This is a genomic window from Brucella cytisi (assembly GCF_038433355.1).
Lineage (GTDB): Bacteria > Pseudomonadota > Alphaproteobacteria > Rhizobiales > Rhizobiaceae > Brucella > Brucella cytisi.
In genome coordinates, this window is the sequence record NZ_JBCAUP010000015.1 from 31593 (window position 1) to 47760 (window position 16168).

Here is a 16168-nt window from a genome sequence, read left to right on the forward strand (position 1 = left end):
CTCCTACTGACCGGAAGAGGCCGGAGCCTCGCCAGTTTCACCCGTAGACGACTTGGGTTTCAAGCTGTCGGCAACGAGGCGCTGCACAAGCGCATCAGCGTCACGCCGCGCCCGAATCTGATCAGCGAATTCCTGCGAGGTAGCCTTGGCATCAGCAGGCAACTGTTCCCATTCGCTGAGAGCACGCTCCAGATCACCCGCCTGCAGGGCGGCCTCCATTCGGGCCGTGATCGGTCCGACACCAGTGCCGGTGACATTGCCCGCAACCGGGCGCACGCTTACCAGTCCTCTGGCGCTGGCGACAAGCTGATCCCAAATTCCGGCATCGGCAGGCAGCTTGTTTTCCGTCGCGACGATCCGGTTCGCAACAGCACCGAACCACGCATTCAGGTCGGCAACGGTCGGAACGCCCTTGTCGGCATGGGCGCGCAGCTGTTCGATGGATGCCTCGTCCGGTGCAACCGAAGCGTAAGTGTCCAGTTCCGCCTTGAAAGAACCACCACGATCAATCGCCGTTTTCAGCGCATTGGCCGCTATAAGCGCCGTCGCATCGGGCTGGCGTGAAGCCTGGGTGACCTTCTCCTGCAAGGAGGTCAGTTTCGATTCGAGCGATGAAATCGTGCCGCTGTTTCCCGAAACTCCGGCTGTCGCCTCATCCGCCCGGCTCTGGGTCGCTGAAAGCTTGCTTTCCAGCGCGTCCAACCGCTCGGTCAGAGCAGTGGTATCGACCGCCGTGTCCCGCTCAGCCTCCCTCGGCAAGGCGGCAAATTGCTGCTGAAGATCGGTGAAGGAACCTGCCACCGCCTCTGCCTTGATCTCGGCTGCCTGAACATTCTTTTCCAGAGCCGCAAGCTGCGCGCGGCTTGTATCGTCAAGCGGCGCCGGTGTCGGATTGGTCCGCAAATCGGCGATCTGCTGTTCCATATGCGCAAGCTGTTCCGCTGTCACTCTCGCGCCCGGAGAGGGAATAACATTGCCCCATTGCAGAGCCAGCAAACCGCCAAGCCCGATTACACCACCAGCAATACCGGCCAGAAGATGCGACGCGCCCGCACCGCTCTTTTGCGCAGTCTGCTGGGTTTCCGGTTTCACGCCCGAGGTAAAAGGTGGTTTGGTATAAGTCGAACTTTCCGGCGTTTCCGTCTTCACGGTCTTTTCGGCAGCCGTCGCTTCGGGTTTGGGTGATGCAGGCTTCGGGGTTTCCGGTTTTGGGTTTTCAGATTTTGAGAAATTTCCCACCGGCTCCGCATCTGGCGTCGCCTTCGCCGGTTCGTCAACCCGCTTCACATCCGATGGATCAAGATTGATCGTCACAGGATTACGGGCTGATTTGGAGTGTCGCGGAGTGCCGGGTTTCGCCATGGATCCTCTCGTAGATGCCGATTGGTTGCCTCAAACTCTAACAGATAAAATCGCCAGATGAAGGAAGGTTGCGCCGAAATGAGTCAAAGTTTGGCAAACAGCCGGAAAAGTCCGCCTTCATCCGGGTGGTCTGCAACAAGGGCATTTACCCGCCAGAGCGGCGGCAACCGGTCGGCCACACGGGCAGAAATGCACAAAAACCGCGTTTTCTCGTCAAAAGGCAGCGCGATTTCATGCATCGCTTCGACAAAGCGCGTCGCGGCAACGCCTGAATAAAGCATGACCGCGACAAAAGGCGCGCCATGAAGCACGTCCAGAAGTGCTGACGCAGAATAAGGAATTGTCTCCGTGTCATAGACATCGGCGACGTGCATATCGAGCCTAGCGGCCCGCATCTCGTCTTCGAACACCGGTTGGCGCACCCGTCCGGCGAGATAAAGAACACGGGATTGTTCGGGAAGATCGCGCCGCATCGTCGCTGCAAGACGAACCGCATCACCGCCCCCGTCGATCACATGACCGAACCCGGCCTTCTGCGCTGCCTGCGCTGTTCCCTGCCCCACGGCAAAGAGCGGCAAGCCAAGAAACGGCTTCAGCCGTTCCGTGTCGATATGGTGAAAGGCATTGGCGCTCGTCACGGTCAAAGCAGCAAACGGGCCGTCGGGGAAAGCAAAGGAAAGCGCAACGGTTCGGCTCAGTGGAAGGAGAACCGGCTCATAGCCCCTCGACGCCAGTTTGGCGGCAGTCTCGGAGCCAGCCGGCTGTGGCCGCGTCACCAGAACACGACCAAGAGATGCGATTTGTGCTGGCCCCGCCAAATCTACTCCCAGCCCTCGAAGAATTGGGGACCAGCTTTCACGCGCAGATGCTCCGCGGCTTCCGTGCCGATGGCGGCAGCATTCGATGCCGGACCTTCCGTCCTTATCTCGTGCGCTTCAGACCCGTCCGGCTTCAAAATCATGCCGTGGAAGGAAACCGTATCGCCGTTCACGGTTGCAAGACCGGCAATCGGCGTGCGGCAGGAACCGTCAAGGGCAGCTAGAAATGCCCGTTCGCAGGCAAGTGCAATACCGGTCTCGCGATGCGCAAGGGGCGCCAGCAGCGTATCGATACGCGTATCGCCGATACGGGTCTCGATGCCGATGGCACCTTGTCCCGGCGCTGGCGGGAAGCTTTCCGGATCGGCCAAGTCGGTAATGACATCGCCTAGCCCCAGACGCCGCAACCCCGCACAGGCGAGAAACGTCCCGTCGACTTCTCCGGCTTCCAGTTTGCGAAGGCGAGTATCGACATTGCCGCGGAAAATCACCACTTGAATGTCGGGACGAAGACGGAGGATCAAAGCCTGACGACGCAATGATGACGATCCAACAGTTGCACCCTGCGGCAAATCAAGGAGGCGGGAAGCCGTACGACCGATAAAGGCATCGCGCGGATCTTCGCGCTCAAGGAAAACAGAAAGATGCAGACCATCGGGCAGAACCGTCGGCATATCCTTGGTCGAATGGACTGCGAGATCGATTCGACCATCCGTCAGCGCCTGCTCGATCTCTTCGGTAAAAAGCCCCTTGCCGCCGATCTCGGAAAGCGCGCGATCCTGAATGCGGTCACCCGCCGTCGACATGGGAATGATTTCAATAGCTTCTTCCGGCAGACCATGTGCCTCCATAAGGCGACGACGCGTCTCGTAAGCCTGGGCGAGAGCAAGCTTGCTGCCCCGCGTGCCTATCTTCAACGTGCCATTCTTTAAGGATGCTGTTTGCATATTGCGCTGTCCATGGTACCGGATTTTTTCAATGAATTATGAGACAGGCAGGGTCTAACCGCAAATGCGCATTCTTGGAATAGAAACAAGTTGCGACGAAACAGCCGCCGCAATCGTCGAACGTGACGATCAAGGCGAAGGACGGATTCTGTCCAATGTGGTTTTGAGCCAGATCGCCGAGCACGAACCCTATGGCGGTGTGGTGCCGGAAATTGCCGCACGCGCCCATGTCGAAGCGCTGGACCGGCTGGTTGCGCGCGCGCTCGAAGATGCCGACATGAAGCTTGCCGACGTCGATGCGGTGGCCGCCACGGCAGGACCGGGGCTGATCGGCGGACTGATCGTCGGGCTTATGACCGCCAAGGCACTGGCCATGGCGGCACAGAAGCCGTTTTATGCCGTCAACCATCTGGAAGGCCACGCATTGACAGCGCGTCTGACCGACGGCCTGCCGTTTCCTTATCTGCTGCTGCTCGTTTCCGGCGGTCATACGCAGATGGTGCTGATACGCGGTATTGGCGACTACGAACGCCTCGGCACCACTATTGACGACGCGCTGGGCGAAGCCTTCGACAAGACGGCAAAGCTTTTGGGTCTACCTTACCCGGGCGGTCCGGCAGTCGAACGTATGGCGCTTCAGGGCAATCCGAAGCGATTCGCCCTGCCACGACCACTGAAGGGCGAAGCACGGCTCGATTTTTCCTTTTCCGGTCTCAAGACGGCAGTGCGCCAGACGGCAACAGAACTGGTTCCATTGTCGGATCAGGACGTGGCCGATATTTGCGCCTCTTTCCAGGCTGCAGTCGCCGACACGCTGTCCGACCGGGTGGGCCGGTCACTTGAACGTTTCAGAAACGAATTTCCCGATTGCGAAACACCGGCGCTTGTCGTTGCGGGCGGGGTCGCGGCCAACAAGACCTTGCGCGCCGCGCTCGAAACTCTTTGCGCCCGGCACGGTTTCAGCTTCATCGCTCCGCCACTCGATCTGTGCACCGACAATGCTGCAATGATTGCCTGGGCCGGTGCCGAACGGGCCGCAACGGAAGCTCCTGATTCGCTCAATCTTGCACCGCGCTCGCGCTGGCCGCTTGACGAGAAGTCGGCTCCGCTGATCGGAACCGGACGACGTGGAGCCAAGGCATGAGCGAAAAGACTAGCAAGATTGCTATTCTGGGAGGCGGCGCCTGGGGCACGGCCCTTGCGGCCATGGCATGCAGCAGCGGCCATGATACATGGCTATATGCCCGCGACGAGGCGATGGTCGAAGCCATCAACCGGACACACCGCAATCCGCGCTATCTGAACGAGATCGAACTTCCCGGCGCTATAAATGCAAGCACGGACGTGGCTGCTGTCGCCGAACATGCGGATGCCGTTCTGGCCGTCATTCCCGCGCAGGCCATGCGCGCCGGGCTTTCGCAGTTGAGCAGTCTTATTCCGCAAACCGCACCCGTCGTGCTCTGCGCGAAAGGGATCGAACGCAGCACCGGACGGCTGATGTCGGAAATCGTAGCCGAAGTTCTGCCGAACCATCGGATCGCAGCATTATCCGGTCCGAGTTTTGCAACAGACGTCGCCAGAGGGCTTCCGACCGCTGTGACGGTTGCCTGCGAGGAAGCAGCAATTGCCGATCGGCTCGCAGCACTTCTGTCCGGGCCAGCCTTCCGATGCTATTCGACAACCGATCTCAAAGGGGTCGAAATCGGCGGTGCTTTGAAAAATGTCCTCGCTATTGCTGCCGGTGCTGCCGTCGGGCGCGGGTTCGGCGCAAGCGCGCAGGCCGCTCTCGTCACGCGCGGGTTTGCGGAACTCCGCCGTATCGGTCAGGCCATGGGTGCCAGACCCGAAACCATCATGGGGCTTTCCGGCCTTGGCGATCTGATGCTGACCTGCTCTTCGTCGCAGTCACGCAATTACTCCTACGGGCTGGCACTCGGACGGGGCGAAGACCTGACCAATCGGCCGCTTGCCGAAGGCGTGGCGACCGCACCGATTGCCGCCGAACTATGCCGCAAACATGCTATCTCCGCACCCATCATCGATGCGACGGGTGCGCTGCTTGACGGCACCATCACCATTGACGAAGCCGTGACGGCTCTGCTCAACCGACCACTCAAGACCGAGGACTAGAGCGTGATCCCGAAAGTGGGAACCGGTTTTCGGACAAGATCATGCTCGAACGGAAAGGATAATTGACAATGCTTTTTGCTCTTCTGTGCAACGACAAGCCGGACCATCTGCAAGTGCGCCTCGATACGCGCCCTGCACATCTCGACTATCTCAAGGGTCTTGGTGACGGGTTGAAGTTCGCAGGCCCATTCCTCGGTGAAGACGGCAAGCCAAACGGCAGTCTGGTCGTTGTCGAAGCTGCCGACAAGGCCGCAGCAGAAAAGATCGCTGCCAACGATCCTTACGCACTGGCAGGCCTGTTTCAGAACGTAACCGTGCGTCCGTGGAATTGGGCGATCAACAATCCCGCCAACGCTTGAGGCTCATGACTGATGGCTTACTGGCTGTTCAAATCCGAACCGTTCAAATGGTCATGGGAAATGCAGAAAGCCCGTGGCGAAAAAGGCGAGCAATGGGATGGTGTGCGCAATTATCTGGCGCGTAACAACATGCGCGCCATGAAACTGGGTGACAAGGGCTTCTTCTATCATTCCAATGAAGGGCTGGAAGTCGTCGGCATCGTCGAGGTCTGTGCCCTGGCGCATCATGACAGCACGACGGACGATCCGCGCTGGGAATGCGTGGATATCAGAGCTGTGCGCGACATGCCGAAGCCGGTAACGCTGAAAGATGTGAAAGCCAATCCGAAGCTAGAGAAGATGGCGCTCGTCACCTCGATGCGTCTTTCGGTGCAGCCAGTGACGGAAGATGAATGGATCGAAGTCTGCCGCATGGGCGGACTGGACGCAAAGAGCGCTTTGGCATGAGCATGTCAGCATCCCCAAACCGGTTCCCCCTTTAGGGAGACATGCTCTGATGCTCGATCCGGCACATAAAAGCGCGCGTGATTTCATTCTGGCCAATACCAGCCTGCAAGCGCCGCCGCACGTGCCGGAAATTCGTCTGCATCTGGCCGATGAAGCGCACGACCTCTGGCACAAGACCGAGGAAGAGCTTGCTACAATCGGCCTGCCACCGCCCTTCTGGGCTTTCGCCTGGGCTGGTGGTCAGGGTGTGGCCCGCTATATACTGGATCATCCCGAAACAGTGAAAAACAAGACGGTACTCGATTTCGCATCCGGTTCCGGCCTTGTCGCCATTGCCGCCATGCAGGCAGGCGCATCAAGCGTGCTGGCGTCGGACATCGACCCCTTCGCGCTTCCCGCCATCGCGATCAATGCATCAGCCAATGGTGTGTCGGTTGCTCCCTCTCTGGATGATCTCATCGGCAATGACGATGGTTGGGATGTGATCCTGGCAGGCGATGTCTTTTATGAAAAGCCGCTCGCCGAGCGGCTTATTCCCTGGTTTTCAAAACTTGCCGAACGTGGCCCCCGTATTGTCGTCGGCGATCCGGGACGCGCCTATCTACCGAAAGACCGGCTGCAGCAACTTGCCGTCTATACCGTGCCTGTCACCCGCGCCCTTGAAGACGCTGAAGTGAAGCGAACGACCGTCTGGGCGTTTATTTAAGCAAATTTCTTCGCACCCGCCACACACACGACGACCACCGCCGCCGTCGCGACCATACCCATGCTGACGGGTTCCCCCGCAATACCGGCAGCCAGCATAAGGCCAAAGAAGGGCTGGAGAAGCTGTAACTGACCGACAGTGGCGGCACCGCCCTGCGCAAGGCCGCGATACCAGAAGAAGAAGCCGATCAGCATCGAAAACAGCGAGACATAGCCGAGGCTTATCCAGGCTGGCGTGCCGATGCCCGCCCATGTCTCCGGACGCGTCACGACACTTAGCGGCAGCATGACCGGCAGCGAGAACACCAGCGCCCAGCAGATAACCTGCCAGCCGCCGAGCCTGCGCGAAAGCTGCGCGCCTTCGGCATAGCCCAGACCGCAGACGATAACGGCAGCGAGCATCAACACGTCACCCAGAAGCGTGGACTGGCTTCCCTGCCCATAGGCATAGGAAGCGACAATGAGGCTTCCGACCACTGAAAACAGCCAGAACATCGGGCGCGGATGCTCACCACCGCGCAGGACAGCGAAGATTGCCGTGGCGAGCGGCAGCAGTCCGATAAAGACAATCGCATGGGCGGATGTCATGTGCTGAAGGGCAAGCCCCGTCAGAAGCGGGAAACCGACGACCACGCCAAGCGCCACCACAATCAACGAGATGGCGTCGTTACGCCGGGGAAAAGGTTCCCGAAACGCCAGCAGAAGCGCCATGCCAAGCAGTCCCGCGATAGACGCTCGCGCCATTGTCAGAAACGTCGGATCGATATCGATCACCGCCAGCCGCGTTGCCGGCAGCGAGCCGGAAAAAATCAATACGCCCAAAAACCCGTTGACCCATCCGGCGGTCTTATTCCCAACATTCTCACGCATAGTGTCTTTTCGACTTTCTCTAAAATCGTATAAGGATTCGTGAGACAATGCCGCGGAACTGCCCGAATAATCAGAGACAGTTTCGGGACAATTCTGGCAAACTGTACTGGTACAAGGGATAGTACAGATGATTTCGACGGGCCTTCTGCGCAGCCTCGAAGCTGTGGAAGCTGCTTACGCAAGCGGAGAAATCGAGCGTGGCGATGAAAACGCCACCGCCGACAGGACCCCACTCGTTGAAAAGGTGATGGGCATTATTCGCGGACGCATTACGGCGATGAGCCTCGCGCCGGGTGCACGACTACCTTCCATCCGTCGCCTCGCAGAAGCGATGAATGTCTCGAAATCCACTATCGTCGAAGCCTATGACAGGCTGGTGGCGGAAGGCATAATCCAGTCGCGCCGCGGGGCCGGTTTCTATGTTTCTGAGCGCGCTCGCCAGCCATTTTCGCTGGCCACCAACACACAGCACAAGGAACGCCAGATCGATCCTCTCTGGGTCATGCGACAGTCACTTGAGGCAGACGACACCGCACTTAAACCGGGGTGCGGATGGCTACCCGACACGTGGCTTCCACAGGAAGCGATCCGCCGGGCGATGCGCGCGGTTGCTCGCGACGAGGGGAGCAATATTGCCACCTATGGCGAACCGCTCGGTTTCCGCCCCCTGCGCCAGCACCTTGCTCACCGACTCGGTGAACAAGGCATCGACGTTTCGAGCGGAGAAATATTGTTGGCCGATTCCGGCACGCAGGCCATCGACCTGATCTGCCGTTATCTGCTGCAACCGGGCGATACGGTTCTGGTCGATGATCCCTGCTACTTCAACTTTCAGGCCGTGCTTCTGACACACCGTGTAAAACTGGTCGGCGTGCCCTATACCCATACCGGCCCGGACCTCGAAGCCTTTGCGAGAGCAGCCAGCGAACACGCGCCGAAACTCTATATATCCAATGCCGGATTGCATAACCCGACCGGCGGTTCGATGACGCCAGCCACGGCCCACCGGCTGCTGAAGCTTGCCGAAGCGCATGGCGTCACGCTGGTCGAAGACAATATCTTCGGCGACTTCCACCCCTCGCCTACCCCGCTTCTTGCCGAACTGGACGGGTTCGACCGCGTCCTGCATGTTGGCAGTTTCTCCAAGACACTGTCTGCTGCAGCCCGCGTCGGCTATATCGCCGGACGTCGCGACTGGATCGACGGGCTGACCGACCTGAAGCTCGCCACCAGCTTCGGGGGCAATGTGTTGTCGCAACAGATTGTGCATGCGCTTTTGACCGATGGTGCCTATCGCCGCCACGTCGACAGCCTGCGCGCCAAACTGGCCGATGCGATGACGCTCATCGCCAGCCGCCTGAAGGCAGAGGGCCTCACGCTGTGGACCGAGCCGCAAGGCGGCATGTTTCTATGGGCCGAATTGCCGGCTGGGCTGGACTCCGGCCAGCTTGCGCGGCATGCTCTGGACAAAGGCGTCGTGCTTGCGCCCGGCAATGTCTTCAGCCCGTCACATACAGCCAGCCGTTTCCTGCGCTTCAACGTTGCGCAATCGCTGGAGCCGTACATTTTCGCTGTGCTGCGCGATGCGATGAGAGACGCGCGCACCAAAATCGACAGCTGAAAAACTCCCTCAACATTAGCACTCCCGTATCGAAAACAATTTCAAGCAAAAGAGACACAGTCATCTAGACGGCTGCGGTTATACTCCTGCGACATGTCTTTGGAGGAGACATCGCGCATTTCTTCGTCAGTTCGGTGTCGAAAGACATGCCGTCATGACGATCCAGCGCAGGGAGAACGGAGAGAGCAGGCTGGCGTTATGTTCGCGCCTGCTGGGAGGGAGTAGCATTGAATACGCACCAGTCCGGGGCGGATACGCTTTCGCGTCCCGAAGATGAAAAACTAACTGTCGCCGCCAATCTGGCATATGGTTTTCAGCATGTGCTGACCATGTATGGGGGCATCGTGGCAGTTCCGCTGATCATCGGTCAGGCGGCTGGTCTCAGCTCAACCGAAATCGGCCTCTTGATCACCGCATCGCTTTTTGCCGGTGGCGTTGCGACCGTCTTGCAAACCGTCGGCATACCGTTTTTCGGCTGCCAGCTACCTCTGGTCCAGGGCGTCTCTTTTTCGGGCGTTGCCACCATGGTGGCCATCGTCACATCGAGCCAGACCGGTGAAGCGGGCTTACAGGTCGTGCTGGGAGCCGTCATTGCGGCAGCCGTCATCGGCCTTATCATCACGCCGATATTCTCACGCATCACGCGTTTCTTTCCGCCGCTCGTCACCGGTATCGTCATCACCACCATCGGCCTGACGCTGATGCCTGTTGCGGCGCGGTGGGCAATGGGCGGAGACAGCAACAGCCCTGAATTCGGCAGCATGGCCAATATCGGTCTTGCAGGCCTCACACTAGTCATCGTGCTCATTCTCAGCAAGATGGGCAATGCCACGATTTCGCGACTTTCGATTCTGCTCGCGATGGTCATCGGAACCTTTATCGCCTGGGCGCTCGGCATGACCGATTTTTCGCGGGTGAGCGAAGGTTCAATGGTGGCGCTGCCGGAAATTTTCCACTTCGGCATGCCGGTATTCAGCCTCGCCGCAACGCTCTCTATGTTCATTGTGATCATGGTCACGCTCGTCGAGACTTCCGCCGATATTCTGGCGGTCGGTGAAATCCTCGGTACGAAAGTGGATTCTCGACGTCTCGCCAATGGTCTACGCGCGGATATGCTTTCAAGTATCCTGTCGCCGGTTGTCGGTTCCTTTACGCAAAGCGCCTTCGCCCAGAATGTCGGCCTTGTCGCAGTGACAGGCGTAAAGAGCCGTTATGTCGTGGCAACTGGTGGCCTGATCCTCATCACGCTCGGCCTCCTGCCGGTGATGGGTCGGGTGATTGCCTGCGTTCCTCCGGCAGTTCTGGGTGGAGCGGGTATCGTCCTGTTCGGCACGGTGGCTGCAAGCGGCATCCGCACACTCGCCAAAGTGGACTACGAGAACAATATCAATCTCATCATCGTGGCGACCTCGATCGGCTTCGGTATGATCCCGATCGCCGCACCCCAGTTCTATCATAACTTTCCGACCTGGTTTGAAACCATCTTCCACTCCGGCATCAGCTCGGCAGCGTTGATGGCCATTGCGCTCAACCTGATGTTCAATGAAATCAAATTGGGCAACAGCAACCAGATGTCAGTCTTCGCGGAAGGTACGGAACGCATCATCCGCCATCACAACATCTCGGAGCTGCATGACGGAGATTATTTCCTGAACGGCAAGCTCTACGATGCCAAAGGCAATGAAGTCAGGGTCGTTGCTGCTGCCGCACACTGAGACGATTATCTCAGGACACGGATCATGGTTCGGTCCGTCAGATGAGGCAGGAGGCGCGCCATGTCGGCGCGCCTCAATGCTATGCAGCCTTCTGTGGGCGTATAGCCGGGTCTGGCAAGGTGAAAGAAGATTGCACTGCCGCATCCGCGACGGCGCGGCGCAATATTCCAGTCCATGACAATGCAGACATCATAAAGATCATCACGCCGCCACATATCCTCGTGACTTGCCGCATAAGGCAGCCTTACCGGGCGGTTGTAATTGGCGTCAGACGATGCATCACACCAGCCATCCAGACGGCGGACACGCCCGAGCGGTAACCGCGATGACGGCAGCACACCCTTGTCGCCGCGGCGGTATCCATAGAGCAGCCGCATGGTCGCCAGAGGCGTTGCTCCGTCACCTTCGCGCTTGAAAGCGCTGATTCCCCCCTTGCCAAGAGCGCATTCCAGCACCAGATTGCCGGCAACAAGCAAGCCGCGAGTCTTGTGGCCCGGTTTGGCCCGCACATCGATAATGCCAATTCCTCGGCTAATTTCGTATCTGGCCAAGCCCCCGCCTCCGTGTCATGCATGTTTCAAACCGTTGTCGGCGAGAGCAAAAATCTCTTTCGCGTTTCGCCGCTTCAACTTGTCTCCATTAAATGTCATAAAACACCAAGAGCCATTTAAATCAAAGAGTAACGAGGACAGGCATGACAGGCCGTACGATACTGATTGTGGACGATGACGAAGATCTCCGTTCTATCCTCGTCGAACAGCTGGAGCTGTGCGAAGAATTCCAGATTTTGCAGGAAGACAATGCCACCAAGGGCATCCAGACTGCACGAAACGGCATTGTAGACCTCCTGATCATGGATGTCGGCCTGCCGGATATGGATGGACGTGAGGCCGTAAAATTGCTGCGCAAGGGCGGTTTCAAGGCGCCGATCATCATGCTCACCGGCCACGATACGGAATCGGATACGATTCTTGGCCTCGAATCGGGCGCCAATGATTACGTCACCAAGCCGTTCAAATTCGCGGTGCTTCTGGCGCGCGTGCGTGCACAGCTGCGCCAGCACGAGCAGAGTGAGGACGCGACCTTCATCGTCGGCCCTTATACGTTCAAGCCCGGCCAGAAACTCCTCATCGACGAGAAGGGCAGCAAGATCCGCCTCACCGAAAAGGAAGCGGCGATCATCAAGTATCTCTATCGCGCCGGCGACAAGGTTATCGGCCGCGATGTGCTTCTTGAAGAAGTATGGGGTTATAATTCAGGTGTGACCACGCATACGCTGGAAACCCACGTCTATCGTCTGCGCCAGAAAATCGAAAAAGATCCGTCCAATGCGGCGCTTCTGGTCACAGAAAGCGGGGGATACAAGCTTGTCCCATGATGGACAGCGCCCGATGCAGGTGTATTGACGACCCATGGCGCTTGATGACGATATTCGCATTCTCGGCACGGTAGGCCTGTTCGAGTCTTTTACGCCCGAACAGTTGCGGTTGCTTGCCTTCGGTGCGGAACGTCTCGTTCTCAGGGCCGGGCGTGAGCTTTTCCGTGAAGGGCAAAGTGCCGACTGCGCCTATATCGTCGTATCGGGCAATATCACCCTGTTTCATGAACAAGACGAAGGGCGGATTGCGATCCGCCCCGTCGGCCCTGGCGCCATGATTGGCGAAATGGCGTTGATCGCGCAGACCTCGCGTCTTACCGGTGCAGTCGCCGAAGCGGAAACCGAGGTTATCCGCATCAGCCGCGCAATCTTCCGCCGCATTCTGGAAGAATATCCCGAAGTGGCGGCGGCACTCCATGCGCATGTCAGTCGCAATCTGCTGGAACTGATCGGCGAAATCGAAAAGGTCGCACCCCGCCTGAATAGCGATTGACCCTTTTCAGAGTTCAATCACCCTTTCCATTCCGATGGCATTGAGAAAAGCCTGATCATGGCTCACGATGATCAATGCGCCTTCATAGGCATTGAGAGCGGTTTCCAGTGCCTCGATGGAATCGAGGTCGAGATGATTGGTCGGTTCATCAAGGATCAGAAGTTCGGGAAGCTCTGTTCCACCCAGAACGCAGGCAAGTGCCGCCCGCAATAATTCGCCTCCACTGAGACTGCTGGCAAGCCGTGAAGCCCCCTCGCCGCGAAACGAAAAACGCGCCAGTGCTGCACGAGCATCATTGTCGTTCGACCCCGGATTGAGACGCCGATAGTTTTCGTAAAGGGTCTGACCGCGATCCATCAGGCTCATCTGCTGGTCAAACATCACCATGCGCTCCGGGCGCACGACGGTTCCGGCCAAAGGTTGAAGCCCCCCCGTAATCAGCCGCAACAGGCTGGTCTTGCCTGCGCCATTCGGCCCTGCGACAACCACACGCTCGGCTCCCACGATCTTCAATGACAGGTCGCGGATCACCGGGTAGTCGGCTTGCGGCCCGCCCGAGACATTTCGCATATCGAGCATGACGCGACCGGAAGGCGGAACCGCACCAGCCACATTGAAATGCATCGGCCTTACTCGCTCGACTTTTGCTTGCGCCTCCTGCAACTGCTCGTTGGCCCGGCTAGACTGGCGTTCCGCCAGTGCATCGCCCCGACCTTTCGATTGCTGCGCACGGTCCTCCCGGGCATCGAGCAGCATTTTGCTCATCCCTGCATCGGCGCGTGATTTGCGACCGCGCGCATCGTTGCGCGCCTGTCTTTCGGCTGCAGCCTGTGCCTTGCGCTCCACCTGCTTGACTTCACGCTGTGCCGTTACGAGATCGCGCACCGCCTTCGCGCGCTCTTCGGTCTTTTTTGCGTGATAGAAGTCCCAGTTGCCGCCATAGAGCCGAAGCCCGTCCGGAGATAATTCCGCTATCGCATCCATGGACTGTAGCAGTTCGCGGTCATGGCTGACCACCACGGCTGCACCGCGCCAGGCGGTTAGCAAATCGACCACGGCCAAACGGCCGGCACGATCAAGATTATTGGTCGGCTCGTCCAAGAGAATGAGATCAGGCTTGCGAAATATGAGGGCTGCAAGCGCCGCGCGCGTCTGCTGACCTCCACTCAAGGTCGACAGGGGTGTCTCGGAAGCCATATCAGGCAATCCAAGCCGCTTTAACGCGTCGGTAAAGTGCTGCGGCAGAAGCCAGTCGGCCTCACTAAGATCGCTGTCACTGGCCAAGCCCTGTTCGACACGTGCCAAAATGTCGAAGTCTATGCGCGCATCGAAAAGATCAGCCAGCGTCTCGGAATCATCGCCGCCGACGTTCTGCCGCAAAACACCGATGGTCCCGTTTACGGTCACATTTCCGCTTGTCGGAAGCAGCGCGCCATTCATCACATGCAACAGCGTCGATTTACCCACACCATTGCGCCCGACCAGACCGATGCGGCCCTCGGCTATGCTGAAATTAATGGATTCGAAGAGAGTACGGCCATCAGCCGTAACGCAGGAAACATCCTGAAGTGTAAGAAGAGCAGACATCGCGAACCATGGAAACGTTGAAAACACTGGTCATTTGAAACAGTGCAATCCGATCCATCGTTCTTCTCTCCTCTTCTAAACCGGCTCTTATATAGGCCTTACGATCCGATCAATCCAGATCGAATGTCGCAATGACTGGCACATGGTCCGATGGGCGGTCCCAACCGCGCGCATCGCGAAGGATTTGCAGACCCTGCATATACCCTTCAAGATCGGCAGAACCCCAGACGTGATCCAGCCTGCGGCCACGATCCGATTCGGCCCAATCCTTGGCGCGATAGCTCCACCAGGTGAAGATTTTCTGGTCCGCCGGAATAAGCTGTCGCATCAGGTCGCTCCAGCCACCCTTCACACGCAAATCTTCCAGCGTTTCGGTTTCGATCGGCGTATGGCTGACGATCTTGAGCAACTGCTTGTGCGACCAGACGTCGTTTTCGAGCGGAGCAATGTTGAGATCACCAACGAGAACGGAAGAATGTCCGTCTTTCCGGTCGGCGACGATAGCGCGCATTTCTTCCAGAAAAGCCAGCTTATGCGCGAATTTCGGATTGATTACCGGGTCCGGCTCATCACCGCCCGCAGGAACGTAAAAGTTATGAATACGGAGCTTCTTACCGCCCGCCTCGACGACAGCGCTCAAATGGCGGCAATCGCCCATGTCGCAGAAACCGATCTTTTCCACGCCCGTCAGAGGACGCCGCGATATAGTTGCAACGCCGTGGTAGCCCTTCTGACCGCTGATCGCGATGTGTTCATAGCCGAGAGCCCGGAACCCTTTCGACGGAAACAGATTATCGGGGCACTTCGTTTCCTGAAGGCACAGAACATCCGGCTGATAATCGTGCAGAAACTGTTCGACCAGCGGCATACGCAGACGAACGGAATTGATGTTCCAGGTAGCAACGGAAAAGGCCATGAAGATAGGACTCGCAGCAACGAAAAAGATGCTGCGAACCTAATCATTTATCCGGCAAATGCAAACGGCTTGCCTATCACAAACTGACGATTACTGACCTTTGCGCTTCATTGCGATGCGCTGATAGTCGATCTTGAACATATCGTCGGTGAAACGCACGCCGCTGCGCACGTTGAAGATCATGACAGTGGTATCAAGCTTCTGGGCATCGGTGATGGTCCACTGCTTCAGCTCGTAGGATTTAGGGTCGAACATCATGGTGATTTTCGAATCGCCAAAGATCGACTTGTCGCCCAGGACCAGCGTGGTCATGTCCGGCTCCTGCTTCACATTCTGAAGACGGCCACCACCCAGATCAATCCGATCTGCCAGCAGAAGCTTCAAGGGCGTCTTCGAAAGCGGATAGAGATCCCAGGTATCAAGCTTGCGATTGTTGATGACCACCGATTCGCCATCCGAAATCACCCGGATTGGAGAATTATTGTAGTTGAAGCGAATCTTGCCCGGACGCTCGATATAGAAAGTGCCGCCCGTCTGTTCGCCCTTCGGGCCGAACTGTACGAACTCGCCGGTCATTGTACGCACCGATGAAAAATGATCGGCGATCTGCTGTGCCGCCGCACCGCCGCCTGCCCCCTGCGCCATCGCGGCGACCGGGGCCAGAACCAGCGACGTCATGCCAAGCCCAAGCGCTCCCATTCCCAGCACGGCGGCAAGGCGACCAGCTTTCGCGAAGGCGGAGAAACGGGAGAACATCATCGACAAACTTTCTCTTTTCATCATTCTGTTTAACTACGCCGCCAGTTGGGCGCGAGTATGG

17 protein-coding genes are annotated in these 16168 nt (G+C 58.1%); 9 read left to right on the plus strand and 8 right to left on the minus strand.

The genetic code is table 11. The features are described 5' to 3' along the window. Positions 1-3: 3 nt before the first annotated feature. The 3 genes from AAE521_RS15585 to hemC form a co-directional block, all read right to left on the minus strand. Positions 4-1362: a COG4223 family protein gene (locus AAE521_RS15585; protein WP_342061785.1), complete on the minus strand. Its 1359-nt coding sequence runs from the start codon at positions 1360-1362 to the stop codon at positions 4-6. 83 nt (positions 1363-1445) lie between these two features. Beyond that, positions 1446-2180, minus strand: a complete 735-nt coding sequence (locus AAE521_RS15590) for a uroporphyrinogen-III synthase (protein WP_071632651.1) — start codon at positions 2178-2180, stop codon at positions 1446-1448. Between the two features lie 2 nt (positions 2181-2182). After that, on the minus strand, positions 2183-3127 hold the full coding sequence (gene hemC / locus AAE521_RS15595) for a hydroxymethylbilane synthase (protein ID WP_084094285.1): 945 nt from the start codon (positions 3125-3127) through the stop codon (positions 2183-2185). A 64-nt stretch (positions 3128-3191) separates the two neighbouring features. Here hemC and tsaD point away from each other — a divergent pair, with 64 nt between their 5' ends. The 5 genes from tsaD (at position 3192) to AAE521_RS15620 (ending at position 6769) form a co-directional block, all read left to right on the plus strand. Beyond that, positions 3192-4271 carry a tRNA (adenosine(37)-N6)-threonylcarbamoyltransferase complex transferase subunit TsaD gene (tsaD, locus tag AAE521_RS15600; protein ID WP_071632649.1) on the plus strand — a complete coding sequence of 360 codons (1080 nt, stop codon included), beginning with the start codon at positions 3192-3194 and terminating at the stop codon, positions 4269-4271. Further along, positions 4268-5257 carry an NAD(P)H-dependent glycerol-3-phosphate dehydrogenase gene (locus tag AAE521_RS15605; RefSeq protein WP_342061786.1) on the plus strand — a complete coding sequence of 330 codons (990 nt, stop codon included), beginning with the start codon at positions 4268-4270 and terminating at the stop codon, positions 5255-5257. The genes tsaD and AAE521_RS15605 overlap by 4 nt, the downstream gene beginning before the upstream one ends. 68 nt (positions 5258-5325) lie before the next feature. Then, entirely contained in the window at positions 5326-5616 is a 291-nt protein-coding gene (locus AAE521_RS15610) for a YciI-like protein (protein ID WP_010657555.1), read from the plus strand. Between the two features lie 12 nt (positions 5617-5628). Beyond that, positions 5629-6063 carry an EVE domain-containing protein gene (locus AAE521_RS15615; RefSeq protein WP_010657556.1) on the plus strand — a complete coding sequence of 145 codons (435 nt, stop codon included), beginning with the start codon at positions 5629-5631 and terminating at the stop codon, positions 6061-6063. A 49-nt stretch (positions 6064-6112) separates the two neighbouring features. Beyond that, entirely contained in the window at positions 6113-6769 is a 657-nt protein-coding gene (locus tag AAE521_RS15620) for a class I SAM-dependent methyltransferase (RefSeq protein ID WP_342061787.1), read from the plus strand. Here AAE521_RS15620 and AAE521_RS15625 read toward each other — a convergent pair. Then, positions 6766-7638, minus strand: coding sequence for a DMT family transporter (locus AAE521_RS15625; protein WP_071632646.1), 873 nt, complete (start codon positions 7636-7638; stop codon positions 6766-6768). The genes AAE521_RS15620 and AAE521_RS15625 overlap by 4 nt on opposite strands. 127 nt (positions 7639-7765) lie before the next feature. On the opposite strand from AAE521_RS15625, the gene AAE521_RS15630 reads away from it, so the two are divergent. Both AAE521_RS15630 and AAE521_RS15635 read left to right on the plus strand, forming a co-directional pair. Then, entirely contained in the window at positions 7766-9259 is a 1494-nt protein-coding gene (locus AAE521_RS15630; RefSeq protein ID WP_071632645.1) for an aminotransferase-like domain-containing protein, read from the plus strand. A 227-nt stretch (positions 9260-9486) separates the two neighbouring features. Then, positions 9487-10974 (plus strand): nucleobase:cation symporter-2 family protein, encoded by a 1488-nt coding sequence (locus AAE521_RS15635; RefSeq protein WP_071632644.1) that lies wholly within the window; start codon positions 9487-9489, stop codon positions 10972-10974. Positions 10975-10979: 5 nt separating this feature from the next. Here AAE521_RS15635 and AAE521_RS15640 read toward each other — a convergent pair whose 3' ends face one another. Further along, a complete protein-coding gene (locus AAE521_RS15640; RefSeq protein ID WP_071632643.1) occupies positions 10980-11525 on the minus strand; it encodes a L,D-transpeptidase family protein in 546 nt (181 codons plus the stop codon). A 143-nt stretch (positions 11526-11668) separates the two neighbouring features. Here AAE521_RS15640 and optR point away from each other — a divergent pair, with 143 nt between their 5' ends. Both optR and AAE521_RS15650 read left to right on the plus strand, forming a co-directional pair. Then, positions 11669-12352 carry a response regulator OptR gene (optR, locus tag AAE521_RS15645; RefSeq protein WP_006467959.1) on the plus strand — a complete coding sequence of 228 codons (684 nt, stop codon included), beginning with the start codon at positions 11669-11671 and terminating at the stop codon, positions 12350-12352. Between the two features lie 34 nt (positions 12353-12386). After that, positions 12387-12845: a cyclic nucleotide-binding domain-containing protein gene (locus AAE521_RS15650; RefSeq protein ID WP_071632642.1), complete on the plus strand. Its 459-nt coding sequence runs from the start codon at positions 12387-12389 to the stop codon at positions 12843-12845. A 6-nt stretch (positions 12846-12851) separates the two neighbouring features. Here the strand turns inward: AAE521_RS15650 and AAE521_RS15655 are convergent, their stop codons facing one another. From AAE521_RS15655 to AAE521_RS15665, 3 genes are all read right to left on the minus strand, one after another. Continuing rightward, positions 12852-14432, minus strand: coding sequence for an ABC-F family ATP-binding cassette domain-containing protein (locus AAE521_RS15655; protein WP_071632641.1), 1581 nt, complete (start codon positions 14430-14432; stop codon positions 12852-12854). Positions 14433-14541: 109 nt separating this feature from the next. Continuing rightward, positions 14542-15348 carry an exodeoxyribonuclease III gene (locus AAE521_RS15660; RefSeq protein WP_071632640.1) on the minus strand — a complete coding sequence of 269 codons (807 nt, stop codon included), beginning with the start codon at positions 15346-15348 and terminating at the stop codon, positions 14542-14544. A gap of 90 nt (positions 15349-15438) precedes the next feature. Then, a complete protein-coding gene (locus AAE521_RS15665) occupies positions 15439-16107 on the minus strand; it encodes an outer membrane lipoprotein carrier protein LolA (protein WP_029375810.1) in 669 nt (222 codons plus the stop codon). Positions 16108-16168 lie beyond the last annotated feature (61 nt).

Excerpts from the sequence above, each read along its gene's own strand:
- AAE521_RS15625 (WP_071632646.1), bottom strand. The coding sequence starts at position 7,638 with ATGCGTGAGAATGTTGGGAATAAGACCGCCGGATGGGTCAACGGGTTT.
- hemC (WP_084094285.1), bottom strand. The coding sequence starts at position 3,127 with ATGCAAACAGCATCCTTAAAGAATGGCACGTTGAAGATAGGCACGCGG.
- AAE521_RS15605 (WP_342061786.1), top strand. The coding sequence starts at position 4,268 with ATGAGCGAAAAGACTAGCAAGATTGCTATTCTGGGAGGCGGCGCCTGG.
- AAE521_RS15655 (WP_071632641.1), bottom strand. The coding sequence starts at position 14,432 with ATGTCTGCTCTTCTTACACTTCAGGATGTTTCCTGCGTTACGGCTGAT.
- optR (WP_006467959.1), top strand. The coding sequence starts at position 11,669 with ATGACAGGCCGTACGATACTGATTGTGGACGATGACGAAGATCTCCGT.
- AAE521_RS15660 (WP_071632640.1), bottom strand. The coding sequence starts at position 15,348 with ATGGCCTTTTCCGTTGCTACCTGGAACATCAATTCCGTTCGTCTGCGT.
- AAE521_RS15650 (WP_071632642.1), top strand. The coding sequence starts at position 12,387 with ATGGCGCTTGATGACGATATTCGCATTCTCGGCACGGTAGGCCTGTTC.
- AAE521_RS15630 (WP_071632645.1), top strand. The coding sequence starts at position 7,766 with ATGATTTCGACGGGCCTTCTGCGCAGCCTCGAAGCTGTGGAAGCTGCT.
- tsaD (WP_071632649.1), top strand. The coding sequence starts at position 3,192 with ATGCGCATTCTTGGAATAGAAACAAGTTGCGACGAAACAGCCGCCGCA.
- AAE521_RS15585 (WP_342061785.1), bottom strand. The coding sequence starts at position 1,362 with ATGGCGAAACCCGGCACTCCGCGACACTCCAAATCAGCCCGTAATCCT.
- AAE521_RS15610 (WP_010657555.1), top strand. The coding sequence starts at position 5,326 with ATGCTTTTTGCTCTTCTGTGCAACGACAAGCCGGACCATCTGCAAGTG.
- AAE521_RS15665 (WP_029375810.1), bottom strand. The coding sequence starts at position 16,107 with ATGATGTTCTCCCGTTTCTCCGCCTTCGCGAAAGCTGGTCGCCTTGCC.
- AAE521_RS15615 (WP_010657556.1), top strand. The coding sequence starts at position 5,629 with ATGGCTTACTGGCTGTTCAAATCCGAACCGTTCAAATGGTCATGGGAA.
- AAE521_RS15620 (WP_342061787.1), top strand. The coding sequence starts at position 6,113 with ATGCTCGATCCGGCACATAAAAGCGCGCGTGATTTCATTCTGGCCAAT.